General features: G+C 57.9%; 13 protein-coding genes and 2 pseudogenes. 7 read left to right on the top strand and 8 right to left on the bottom strand.

The window, feature by feature from the left end; all coding sequences use genetic code 11:
- Positions 1 to 64: 64 nt before the first annotated feature.
- Positions 65 to 703, bottom strand: coding sequence for an acyltransferase (locus C477_RS12355; protein ID WP_008894833.1), 639 nt, complete (start codon positions 701 to 703; stop codon positions 65 to 67).
- A 239-nt stretch (positions 704 to 942) separates the two neighbouring features.
- On the opposite strand from C477_RS12355, the gene C477_RS12360 reads away from it, so the two are divergent.
- The gene (locus C477_RS12360) at positions 943 to 1,275 is read left to right on the top strand and encodes a DUF7344 domain-containing protein (RefSeq protein ID WP_008894834.1); all 333 of its coding nucleotides are present in this window, start codon (positions 943 to 945) and stop codon (positions 1,273 to 1,275) included.
- Positions 1,276 to 1,287: 12 nt separating this feature from the next.
- On the opposite strand, the gene C477_RS12365 is transcribed toward C477_RS12360, so the two are convergent.
- Positions 1,288 to 2,124, bottom strand: a complete 837-nt coding sequence (locus C477_RS12365) for an Nmad3 family putative nucleotide modification protein (protein WP_008894835.1) — start codon at positions 2,122 to 2,124, stop codon at positions 1,288 to 1,290.
- A gap of 161 nt (positions 2,125 to 2,285) precedes the next feature.
- Between C477_RS12365 and C477_RS12370 the strand changes: the two genes are divergently transcribed.
- On the top strand, positions 2,286 to 2,519 hold the full coding sequence (locus tag C477_RS12370) for a hypothetical protein (RefSeq protein WP_008894836.1): 234 nt from the start codon (positions 2,286 to 2,288) through the stop codon (positions 2,517 to 2,519).
- 103 nt (positions 2,520 to 2,622) lie between these two features.
- Here C477_RS12370 and C477_RS12375 read toward each other — a convergent pair whose 3' ends face one another.
- Together C477_RS12375 and C477_RS12380 are read right to left on the bottom strand one after the other, a co-directional pair.
- The gene (locus C477_RS12375) at positions 2,623 to 2,880 is read right to left on the bottom strand and encodes a hypothetical protein (protein ID WP_008894837.1); all 258 of its coding nucleotides are present in this window, start codon (positions 2,878 to 2,880) and stop codon (positions 2,623 to 2,625) included.
- The gene (locus C477_RS12380) at positions 2,880 to 3,341 is read right to left on the bottom strand and encodes a hypothetical protein (protein WP_008894838.1); all 462 of its coding nucleotides are present in this window, start codon (positions 3,339 to 3,341) and stop codon (positions 2,880 to 2,882) included. Before C477_RS12380 ends, C477_RS12375 begins: the two co-directional genes overlap by 1 nt.
- Before the next feature lie 806 nt (positions 3,342 to 4,147).
- Here C477_RS12380 and C477_RS12385 point away from each other — a divergent pair.
- Positions 4,148 to 4,600, top strand: a complete 453-nt coding sequence (locus tag C477_RS12385; RefSeq protein ID WP_008894839.1) for a type IV pilin — start codon at positions 4,148 to 4,150, stop codon at positions 4,598 to 4,600.
- A 107-nt stretch (positions 4,601 to 4,707) separates the two neighbouring features.
- Here C477_RS12385 and C477_RS22925 read toward each other — a convergent pair.
- Together C477_RS22925 and C477_RS12390 are read right to left on the bottom strand one after the other, a co-directional pair.
- Positions 4,708 to 4,930, bottom strand: a pseudogene (locus tag C477_RS22925) (IS6 family transposase); the annotation flags it as partial.
- 335 nt (positions 4,931 to 5,265) lie between these two features.
- Complete coding sequence (locus C477_RS12390) at positions 5,266 to 6,444, bottom strand: tyrosine-type recombinase/integrase (protein WP_008894840.1); 1,179 nt, start codon at positions 6,442 to 6,444, stop codon at positions 5,266 to 5,268.
- A 1,543-nt stretch (positions 6,445 to 7,987) separates the two neighbouring features.
- On the opposite strand from C477_RS12390, the gene C477_RS25030 reads away from it, so the two are divergent.
- Positions 7,988 to 8,485 carry a DUF7344 domain-containing protein gene (locus C477_RS25030; protein ID WP_008894841.1) on the top strand — a complete coding sequence of 166 codons (498 nt, stop codon included), beginning with the start codon at positions 7,988 to 7,990 and terminating at the stop codon, positions 8,483 to 8,485.
- A gap of 20 nt (positions 8,486 to 8,505) precedes the next feature.
- On the opposite strand, the gene C477_RS12395 is transcribed toward C477_RS25030, so the two are convergent.
- Both C477_RS12395 and C477_RS12400 read right to left on the bottom strand, forming a co-directional pair.
- Positions 8,506 to 8,856: a DUF7386 family protein gene (locus C477_RS12395; RefSeq protein ID WP_008894842.1), complete on the bottom strand. Its 351-nt coding sequence runs from the start codon at positions 8,854 to 8,856 to the stop codon at positions 8,506 to 8,508.
- Between the two features lie 415 nt (positions 8,857 to 9,271).
- On the bottom strand, positions 9,272 to 9,475 hold the full coding sequence (locus tag C477_RS12400; protein ID WP_049914519.1) for a hypothetical protein: 204 nt from the start codon (positions 9,473 to 9,475) through the stop codon (positions 9,272 to 9,274).
- Positions 9,476 to 9,657: 182 nt separating this feature from the next.
- On the opposite strand from C477_RS12400, the gene C477_RS24825 reads away from it, so the two are divergent.
- From C477_RS24825 to C477_RS12415, 3 genes and pseudogenes are all read left to right on the top strand, one after another.
- Complete coding sequence (locus C477_RS24825; RefSeq protein ID WP_049914508.1) at positions 9,658 to 10,179, top strand: hypothetical protein; 522 nt, start codon at positions 9,658 to 9,660, stop codon at positions 10,177 to 10,179.
- Between the two features lie 207 nt (positions 10,180 to 10,386).
- Entirely contained in the window at positions 10,387 to 10,794 is a 408-nt protein-coding gene (locus C477_RS12410; RefSeq protein WP_449404399.1) for a PGF-CTERM sorting domain-containing protein, read from the top strand.
- A pseudogene (locus C477_RS12415) lies at positions 10,795 to 11,710 on the top strand (hypothetical protein); the annotation flags it as partial. It lies immediately after the preceding gene.

The raw sequence follows: 11,710 nt of genomic DNA on the forward strand, positions 1-11,710 counted from the left end.
CAATTGCTACGGGACTGCCAGTGACCGGCGTCTCCCGATCCGACTCTTGGTCTTCGACCGTCGATCAGGCGTCGGTCCCGTCGGCGGATCCGACCCCGACGTCTCCGGGTTCGGTCTCGTCGTCCCCCGTTTCGCTATCGTCGACTCCGGAATCAGCAGCGGTATCGCCAGCCGTCTCGGCGCTCGCGTCGTCCGCGGCGCTCGAGCCGACCGGTTCGGCCGGGACGCCGGCCACGGTCGTTTCCGGCGGCACGTCCCGGGTGACGAGCGAGTTGGCGGCGACCCGCGCGTTCGCGCCGATCTCGACGCCCGGAAGGACGATCGCGCCGGCGCCGATCATCGCGCGTTCGCCGATCACGACCTCGCCCGTGCGGTACTCGTCCTGGAGGAACTCGTGGCAAAGGATCGTCGCGTCGTAGCCGACGATCGCCTCGCGTTCGACGGTGATCAGGTCGGGCCAGAAGACGTCCGGCGTGGCCTCGAGCCCCCAGGAGACGCCGGGGCCGACGGTGGCGCCGAGTCGGCGCAACAGCCACCGCTTGAGGCGGAGGCTCGGCGATATTCGAATCAGCCAGACGGCGACGTAGGAGATCGCGACCCGGAGCGGGTTGCGCGCGCGCGTCCAGTCGGCGAGCGAGTTGCCCGGCCCCGCGGTCGGATGGTGCCGGATGCGGTCGTGGCGCGAGTCCGTCTCGTCAGTCACTGCTCGGGAGTATGCGGTATCACTACATGAAACCGATCGATCGAGGCGGCGCGGGCGCGGTCGCCGTCGGTTCCGGTCGTCCCGCCGGTAGTCGAACTCGACTCGTCTCGTGGCGGAGAATCGAGACGCCTCGCGGACCGGTCCGTTTCGGACACTGTTCGGTATGCTAGTACAATTGTTCGATCCCTACCTAGTGAGGCACAATGATTGTTCTAAGTCGGTTCGTCGTAGCAGTTATCATGCCAGTCCAGCCTGAGTCACTCGAGCGGGAGACCGTCTACTCACTACTCGCCAATCGGGTTCGCGAGTACTTGCTGTGTCACCTCTCGGCCGTCGACCGAACGACGGTCCCCGACACCGCCGAACGGCTCGCGGTCTGGAGCCGCGAGACGTCCGAGTTATGCGTGCGCGAACGAGACGGGATCGCTCTCCAGCTGGTTCACAACCACCTCCCGCGACTCGCCGAACACGACGTCGTGGTCTACGACCGCTCGAGCGACGCGGTAGCCACCGGACCGAACTTCGCGGACCTCGAGCCCTACGTCGACCCGCTCGAGCCGCCGCGCGTCTAGGTCTGGCGGCGGTCAGTCGGTTGTCTCGGCGGCGTCCTCGGTATCGAGGCGGGCGCGATCGGCCGTGCGGTCGCCCGGCCGGCCGACGCGGCGGCGAAACGCCGCTCCGGAGAGCGCACAGCGGTAGGCGGGCTTGTACATCATGTTCTCGCCGCCGGCGCGGACGGCCCACTCGGTCGCGATCTCCTCGCGCAGGTAATACTGCGATCGTTCGTTCCCCGGTTTGGTGTAGTAGTCGCTGAGCCGGATCGGGTGGCGGTCGAACAGGCCGCCGGGTTCGCGGCCGTCGATCAGGACGACCGGTTTCTCGAGGTAGAGGTCTCCGTCCCGAGCGCGTTTCGTGTGGGCGTTGTCCGGGTGGGCCGCCAGGATCGCCTCGCGGTCGGCCCGCGGCTGGTCGGGGTCGACGACGTCGACTCGATCGACGGTGAAGTAGCCGATCAGGTAGCGGTGTGCGCGGTCGCCGCCGGGACGTCGCAGGCCGGTGTAAAATCCGACGACGTCGCCGGGCTCGAGCGCTCGGAGGCGTTCGACGTAGCCGCTGGTCCGGTGTTCGCCGTAGGTCAGCGCCGCGAAGTTGGGGTCGCGGTGCAGGGGCCACGACTCGAGGGCGTCGCCGGCGACGGTCCGGTCGGCGTCGCCGATCGGTTGGGGGGCGATCCGGTTCGTGAGGTCCGCGGCGGTGCCGTCGGTCGCGCGCAGGTCCCACGAGCCGAGCGTTTCGGTCTCGTCGGTGTCGGGGTTCTTCTCGGGGATCGGCACGTATTCGAAGCGCCCGTCGTCGTACAGCGGGGCGAGCGCACCCAGGTTCGTGGTGTCGGCACCGACGCCGGCGAGGACGACCGTCATCACGCGTGAGTGTGCGCCGAACGACCCTAACCGCACCGATCGCCCGGCGGATCGGCGCTGTTGGGGCGGCGACCGGCATCGGGCGCACGGACGGGTTTCGACGGATTCTCCGGGCGCTCCCCTTCGAAATCTTGAAATAACGCCTCGGAATACGGCGGGACATGCCTGTCAGGGGAGACCGATCGGTCGCGATCTGTCAGCAGTGCGGTACCGCCCTCGCGGTACGGATCCAGGCCGACGGATCGATTCGGCCGATCGGAACGGGGACCGCGTGTTCCTGTGGGGGAGAGTCGTTCGACGTGATCGGGGATCGACCGTCCGAAACGGCGGATAGCAACGAAGGCGCCGAGGATACGGCCGAGAGCGACGACGAATCCGCGTATCCGCGTCCGTAGTCGCCGCGGCCGTTCCTCTCGAGCTCGGTTTGGGTTGGACTATTTCTCGAGACGGATCCGGACTCGAGGGAGTGGTTCGGTCAGATTAGTTCGAGCGCGGTCGCTATCGGGTCGACGACCGCGAGGTGTAGAACAGCGGAATCAGGAGGACGAGAAACAGGGTCCCCATCACCGCGATGGCGATCCAGACCGTCGACAGCCAGGACTCGGAGACCAGCCCTGCGAGGTCGAGAACCCAGAGGAGGCTGTAGCAGCCGACGACCAGCACCGTGAGCACGTACAAGCGCAGCCCCCAGCCGACGACGCGGTAGAGCGTGGTCTTCGTGACCCGCGGCGGGAGGGCGTCCTCGAGGCCGAACATCAGATCACCACCGTCCGATCGAGGACCACGGCGGCGTCGTCCGCGAGGTGGGCACGAGCGACGAGTCGGAGTTCGACGTCCCGCGGCGCGTCCGGGTCGACGTTCTTGCGGACCGTGATCGAGTCGTCGACCGCCTCGCGGCGTTCGGTCAGCTCGGCGGTCCCGTCCGGGGTGCCGTCATCGATCGCCCGCCGACCGTCGGTCGTCGTCGCCGTCACCGTGACCGCGTCGGCCGCGGAGCGGTCGGCGACGCCGAGCGTGACGAAGCCGTCGGTACCGTCGGTCACGACCGTCTCGAGTTCGACGGTCGCCTGGGGCGATGTCCCCTCGAGGTCGTGATCGACGCCGATGAGGACGGTTCCGAGCGCGGCCGAGCAGACGACCGCGGCCCCGACGATCAGAAACACGCCCAGTAGGGGGTTGACGGCGCGGTCATCGGGTGCGTCGACCGGAGCGGCCATGGCAGCGATATCGCTAGTCACCTCCGGGCGGGCTTGAATCTATTCGCCGATTCCGCGCCTCGAGCGTCGGGGCCGACTCGAGAACCGGAGGGGACGAGCAGTGAATTGCCACGGTAGCGGGCGATCGCTCCCGAAACGTTTCAGGACTTATTGACGATTCGTCATAACCGCCAGAACTATTAGCGAATCGACCGTTGTACGAATCGATCCCGGTGCCGATACCTGGACCGCGACCGGGATCGACTCGAGTGGAGCGCCCCCATCAGCCGCTGGTCAGATCGTGCGGATGGGCGCGTCCACCCGTTTTCCACGGAGTCAGTGCGTTTCGTTAGCGGACGCCACGATCGAGTCGGTGGGCGCGAGTGTGACCGTCGACTCGAGAGTTTGGATCGAGTCTTGTTACGAGTAGTGGCTGCTCGAGTGCGCGCGAGCGCGAGGGCACCGCGGATCGAACGAATCGAACGGTTCCGTCCGCCGAACCGATCGGCCAGAAGCTTTATTGACTAATATTCGGCATCGCAAAACCGCAAGACGGCGTCGGTTCAAGGGGGTGCTGTAACCGCTCTGTTCCACCTTGATTATCACAACTGAAAGCCTTTCGTGAACGTTTTTCAATATGATGTGTTTCACTATCGAATACTTATATATGGGGTGACTGCACTGGTAGCATCAGGCCCGAACACGGTGGGACGGTGACGCCGAGGACTGGTGCCAACCCCCCCCCCTCGAGCGCCATGGGTGGCTACCACACTACCCCGAATAAGTGTTCTCACCGTTCACGGGCGCGTACAAGAACGAATCCAACAATGGATCTAAGCAAATACAGAAACAAGCTGGTCGGCAGCGAAGAAGAGCGAGCAGTATCGCCCGTTATCGGTGTTATCCTGATGGTCGCGATTACCGTCATCCTGGCGGCCGTGATCGCAGCGTTCGTGCTGGATATGGGCGACAGTATGGGTGACGGTGGTGTTAACGCGGCTGCAACCTCTGATGTGAACGAGTCGAACTCGAGCGCAACCATCAGTGTTACTGACATGGGGAATGCTGACGGTATTACTCTCGTCAACAGTGATGGTGAGGTTGTCAATAAAGATAAAATCCTAACAAGCACTGGTGAATCTCAAGAGTACAGTGATAGCGGGAACCTAAGTGGTTCCTACACGATTCAGGCATTTACTGGCGAGACTAGTCTCACAACTGGTGATTCACTTGACAGTCAAGTCGAAAGTACCTCGATTATCGGTGAATTTGAGGTATAGTAGACTAGATAGATAACTGCTTCGTTTTACTACACCTCCTATATTTCTGCTGAGCATCCTTAAGAAATAGGGCGGTGCGAAGGGTGTGTTTAGTTTGTGCCATTGTATCAGACGGCAAAAGCCTGAAGCCAGGATTCTGCTGTCACCGGTTTTGCGTGACTAAAGAAGTTTGTGAACGAAGAGATACGACGTTTATCCCTCTGAAGATACGTTCAGCAGCGTTTCGGTTTCCATGTTTTTCGTACGAAATTGGGGTCCAGATCGACAGAGTGTAGTTTGCAGGTGTTTTGCTCTACCGACGAGAAACACGGTATCGTCAAGATTATATTTATAGCCTTAACTCACAGCGGTCGCTTCTCTCTACCGTTTGCTGTGGTAACAAAGTGAGACAACCGAAATTTCGCAATGAAGAACCATGTCACATTTTGCGTCGCGAAAAGTGGGACCGCCGAGGTCATCCACTCGACCGTTGCGTACGTTGTACTGGCTGTTTCCGGAACTTTCGGAAATCATTCGGAANCCGAAACCGAGAATTGGATTTTCGGTCGGCTCGAGGGTGCGAGCGGCTAAGAGTTGAACACTTGGAGAATTCGAAGTGGGACCGCCGAGGTCATCCACTCGACCGTTGCGTACGTTGTACTGGCTGTTTCCGGAACTTTCGGAAATCATTCGGAATCACTCTCGCTAAGGAAATCGCGGCGGGACTGCATCCGCCGGATCGGATCTGGGTGGTCGTAGTGCTCCCTGATCACGTCAGGGGTCGCGTTTACTCGTTCAGCGACGACTTCCGGCGGCCAGCCCTCATCACGCATGTGCGTGATCGAACCCGTTCGAATTGGGTGCGNAGGGGTCGCGTTTACTCGTTCAGCGACGACTTCCGGCGGCCAGCCCTCATCACGCATGTGCGTGATCGAACCCGTTCGAATTGGGTGCGGTGACCGACTCGAGGGACACCGCGCCTCGAGGGTGTGTTCCAGGGCTTCGCAGTTCGTCGTATCGCGATCGTGCGGACACGATCCCCACCGGCACGGCTGGGTCATGATGTAAATCTCGCGGCGAATACTCGACTTCGAGGCTCTACCGTCGTCGCCCTTCTCGGTCGTCAGTAGCGGTCGACGGTCGTTCGAATCCCGTCGCTCGACGCGATTCACGTCGATGTACTCCTGAATCCGATCGGCGACTGTCTGCGAGATCGCTACCGGCCGCTCGCCCTCGCGTTTGTTCTTCAGCGGTGTCTCCGGCCGATGGCGGAAGTAGACGAACGGAACCTCTACCTCCTCGAGAGCCGCCTGATCGATGTCGTCCTGGTGACGGAGTCGCTCAAGGTCGGACTCTTCGAAAAAGCAGTCTCGAAGATCGAGCCCACGAAGCTCACCGAGGCGGCAACCGGTGTGCCAGAGCAATTCGAACATCGCCTGTCGTCGGGACGCCCGCGCGTACCGATTCAGGTTCTCGCGGATCGTCTCGGCGCGTTCGGCGGATAGCAGCTCGTCGTTGACGCGGTCGGCTAACTCCACCGACGGTACTTCGATCTTCGCCGGGAGGCCCTGCTGAACTGCGTCGATCCGCTCGCAAAACTGGATGAACTGCTTGAGCGTCCCGATCTGGTTGTTCAGCGTCGAAACCTTCAGCCCCTCCGCTCGACGAGCCGAGTCGAACTGGAAGACATCGCGGCTCGTGAGGTCATTCAGGTTGTCGATTCCCTCTTTGTCGCACCACTGAACGAACGGCTTCAGTCGATAACGATAGCTCTGAAGCGTCTCGTCGGCCCGTGTCGACTGGAGCCGATTGAGCCACATCTCTACCGCCTCCCGCGGGGTGATCGGCTCAAGGGGGTCGCTCATCGACTCACCTCGAGTGAATTGGTACAATTACAGTGTCCGGTACTCTTACCGTGGTTGCGTGCTAGTTTCGTCATGGTCTCACTGATACGGGACCACGGNTTGCTCTCCACTTAGTCGTCTGAATATAGATTCCGAATTTCCGATAATTCTGATATTGGTGAATGACGCCCGTTCGAGAACAGTGCTGACAGAATCGGTAATTTCCGAAATCAATTCCACAAGCGTGGGCTGTGGGCCGATACGCGGCTCTTTCGGTCGATCGGGGGGCTTTTCCCCCGCGCGGTTGCGCGAATACATGCTTCCGTACCTTGTCTACGGAAGCCAGGCGGGCCGGTGTCCCAAGCACCGAGTCCGCGTTTCTCTCGAGGACCCGACCGGGTACCGGCGGGTCCGTCTGGCTTCCGTTGCTCTGGCCCAAGAACGGACACCACTTAAATCTAANATTACGATACCTTAATCTAGAATGACGATATGGTATTCAATTGGTGAATATAATGGTGCTATCAACTCTACCAGAGTCCAAGCGTGTCTATTCGAGAACGACCAAATTGGATGTCACGGGAGGATTACCGAATTTTAGAGGCATTATCTGATCCCGAAATTCTAATCGTTCAGTCCCCTTCTATAATCGCCTACAACCTCGATATGACTCGACCTCATGTCTCAAATCGACTAAGAGAATTCACCTCTCGTGGATACACAGAAAAAATTGAGGATGGGAAATATATGATCAGTGAACAAGGACGAGCGTTTCTTGAAGGTGAATTCAATCCAGAAAGGCGAGAATAGAAAACTCATCACTAACTTTTTCATCCATTAGTTATCACTCACATTCAGTGATACATTTGGCATGCTAAGAACAGATCGATTAAAAGGGTTTATGTCCCTATTTGGGGGAATAGGTGGTGCTTTGATCACCTATCTTGTCGTTGCTCCAGATCAATTTGCATCAATTCTTGATTCGCCCACTTACATTGGGTATCTAATAACATTCGAGGTTCTAATCTTTATATCTCTAGTTGTGTGTATAATATATCTAGACTCACTAATAAAGGACAAATCCGAGAATGTTGTAGAAAATATAAATGAAGCATTGGTTATTGAAGAGATGTTTGACGACCAATCAACTGATTCTCAAGCAAGCATGGATGGCAATGATGAGGCAGTTAAGACAGATGGTGGAAAACCAGAGGATCGAACTCTGAATAGCCAAAGGGAGGAACTTTCGTTTAATGGAAATGAGGATACTGGATTAGATAATATAGTAAAAAATGTCGAGATAAGTCCTTCAGGAAGGGGAGCATTGGCGGGGGTGACTATTGGTAGCGTGATTGGGTTTACATTTGGTACGACAGGGATTCTTCTTGCAGGAATTATAGGGGCTTTCATCGGGAACGAGATAGAGTACCAGTCAATAAAGAGTAAAAGAGAATCTNGTACGACAGGGATTCTTCTTGCAGGAATTATAGGGGCTTTCATCGGGAACGAGATAGAGTACCAGTCAATAAAGAGTAAAAGAGAATCTTTGCTGAGCTATATTGAGATGCCAGATGATTCTAGTGAAAATGAATTTTTTCAGGTTCTGCAAAATCAAAGACGTAGAACTGTTCTTGAAAGTCTAATGAATAAAGAAGATGGAAAAATGACAGTAGGCGAATTAGCGGAGAAAGTAGCAGTGGAGGAAAATAACCTTTCATCACCAAACAAACTCTCTACCGATCAGCGTAAACGAGTATATGTTGCACTCTATCAGACCCATTTAGTGAGACTAGAAGAAGTAGGCTTAGTTCGCTACGATAAAGATAGGGGGATCGTAGAACTGACAGCGGAACAAAATAAAAGTATCTCACTATCAAAAATACCACGTCTATTGAATCTTGATCCTTCAAAATATTATATGGTGGTAAGCATCTTTATGTTATCTGTGCTTCTAGCGATAGAAGTAGGACTACTTAATCTGAATCTGTTTATATTAGCAGCTTCATACGCCCTAATCGTCGTATTGATTACTATAGGAAAGGAGGTACAAGAGAAATATTGAATATAATATTTCGGTCTATTCTATCGCCACTGACTTTCGACGCTAGTCCGATATCGAAGTCTGATCACTGAGGTATTAGCGATCGCTTGGATTGTCTCGGGATTGTACTCACCGCGGGCGTCGTCGATATTCTCTTTCGACTCGAGCAGATGCTGCAGCGCGGCGTCNGCGATCGCTTGGATTGTCTCGGGATTGTACTCACCGCGGGCGTCGTCGATATTCTCTTTCGACTCGAGCAGATGCTGCAGCGCGGCGTCGATCACAACAGACATCGGTGGGTCATCGTGTTGGTCGGCGGCGATCAGTTCGCTGGCGCGCTCAAGTTGGTGTTCGCGTTCGTCGGTAAGTTTCAGACTGGTCCGTCGGGTCATGGTTTAAACAAGTGTATGCACGGGGGTTCGGTTTGCGTCGCTCGCGGGTNGGTAAGTTTCAGACTGGTCCGTCGGGTCATGGTTTAAACAAGTGTATGCACGGGGGTTCGGTTTGCGTCGCTCGCGGGTGAGCGACCGGTCTGTTCTTTAAGTAGGTGGATTGACCCGTCACGCCGATCGGCGTGGAGACCGATCGGATCGGGTTCGATTTGATGCACCTTTCGAGTCCATCGCCTACAGCAAGGTGCATAGATCGAGGTCCGCCGATACATCTTGACGGAACCCCACNCGGGTTCGATTTGATGCACCTTTCGAGTCCATCGCCTACAGCAAGGTGCATAGATCGAGGTCCGCCGATACATCTTGACGGAACCCCACGGGGTCAGTCTCGAGGACCTTGTTCGACCGTGCTGGCTCACGGCTCGAGACCCTCGACTAACTCAACACTCCATTCGCCGTCGCCGACGTGGCGGATATGAACGTGGTGATCGTCCTGGAGCTGACCGTTCTCGTCGAGAAGTCCCTCGATACGAACATCGTCTTTCGGGAGCGTGATCCCGACTGAATCCTGGTCCAACTGGCGGAGTTTANGACCGTTCTCGTCGAGAAGTCCCTCGATACGAACATCGTCTTTCGGGAGCGTGATCCCGACTGAATCCTGGTCCAACTGGCGGAGTTTATTGAGCGCCATAGTCGGCGGGCAACCCCCCATCTCATAAAACTTGGTGACCCTCTGGAGCCCCGAGGTATTCCGGCGGTATTCCTGACGCTTTCGTTGGGGCGGAGTAACCGGACCTGCGTATGGCACTTAGCCTACCGCAGAATATGGTTCCCGACACGGTCCGTCGGGAAGACGGAATAGACCTGACAGACTCGATTCTCGCCCCGCTATTCGTTCTCGCGTCGATCTCGGTCGGCGCGGTCGGGACACTCGAACTATTCGCGCCGTTCAACATGTCGCTCGCAGCGCCCATCTACGCGGCCCACGGTACGGAGGTCACGTACGCCTTCATCCTCTCNCTCGAACTATTCGCGCCGTTCAACATGTCGCTCGCAGCGCCCATCTACGCGGCCCACGGTACGGAGGTCACGTACGCCTTCATCCTCTCGATGGGGATTCTCGTCGTTGCGTGGCTCACGAACGAAAGCACGCCGGAGGACTGGACCGATGTCGAGACCGTCGTGGTCTTGCTCGCGGTCATCCTCAACATCCTGAGTTCGCTCGTGCCGGCCGTCTCGGTGGCTCTCGAGTCGATGTGGTACATCGGCTGGGTCACAGTCATCCTGAACGCGGCCGCGTTCTACGTTATCGCGTACAAATAACGCAGAGAGGACTTCACAATGCAATTTTCGAACTACACACAGGCGGTTGTTGGACTGGCTCTGTTGACTATCGGTATCGTCGGCTTCGCGGCGATCGGCGGCGCGGCGACGACCGAAATGGCGAACGAATCCGTATCGTTCTCGAACGATTCGAACGTGNTCGGTATCGTCGGCTTCGCGGCGATCGGCGGCGCGGCGACGACCGAAATGGCGAACGAATCCGTATCGTTCTCGAACGATTCGAACGTGACCGTGGATGTCGCCTGGAACGATTCGATTTCGGACCCGGCAAACGCGAGCGCGTCGGTGACGTTCTACAACGCGACCGAGTACGACGACGACCCGAGCACGGCGACGGTCGTGCTCTCCGACTCGATCGCGGCCGATGAGGGCAACACGACATCCACCGAGTACACTGAAGCGGACGGGCTCGAGGACGGCACGGACTACCGGCTGATCGTGGAGGCCGACGACACGGAGGCCGACGATGTGACGGTGACTGATGGCTCGATCGGCGGCATCTTCACCTTCTCGGATGGCTCGCCTGGCTTCGGCGCTGGCGTCGCGATCGCGGCGATCGGGGCGGCGGCCATGCTCGCCCGGAGGGGGTCGTAAATGTCGGCGGCGGATGACCGGCCCAGCCCACAGCCCATGGCTCAAGACGGCCTAACCCGTCGCGATTTCTTCCGTCGGACGGCGGCGACCGGGACGGCGCTCGGGGGGATGGCGATCGTCGGTGAACATGCCGTCCCCCAATTTAGCCCGGTCGGTAGAGCGCAGGCGTTGGCGCCGCTTGTGGTCGCGGGCGCGGCTGCTGTTGTTGGTGGTGCCAGCGTCGGTTGGGTACTCCGTGGCGTCACTGCTGATGACGCGGACACGACTCCCGAAGGCCTGGCGCCTGAGGTGCTTAAGAACGAACTCTACACCACCTCCAGAAAGCGATACAGCGACAACAAGTCGACCTTCGTAGATAATCGCAACATCGTCGAAACAGGGTTTGAACACTCCCTGTACGGCGATGGCAAGGTTGCGGCTATCGAGGCCCTGAACAACGAGGAGACTCAGCAGGCCGTCACTGACGCGGCGCACGCTGCTGCTGAAGAGTCTGCTACGACTGTCATCAAAAACTTCCTCAAGTCGTGGAATGCGTCCGTGCAGGAACTCGAGAACATGCGGAAGACCGTCCGCAGTCACTCTGACGTGACGATTCCGGACGTGACGCCGTATGGTTCGACGTACATGCAAACGAGCACGACTAACATCTACGCTGCACACGGTGAGGCGTTCTTCCGCGAGAGACAGCACACGCTCCCCGACGGCAGTACGATCACCATTAAGCAAGCAGAACTGTCTACTGACAACCAGGACGAAGGGGCCATCAATGCGTTTTGGTGGGGTCCTGTCCAGAGAAATAACAACCTCGAGTACGACGGTACTAATGGTGCTTCGAAAGACAACCTCGAGTGGCCGCTGAGGGACGGCCGCATCCGCAGTGCCTTCGAATGGACGACGCCTGATGGGAACGTCCTGT

The organism is Haloterrigena salina JCM 13891, from assembly GCF_000337495.1.
Taxonomy (GTDB): domain Archaea; phylum Halobacteriota; class Halobacteria; order Halobacteriales; family Natrialbaceae; genus Haloterrigena; species Haloterrigena salina.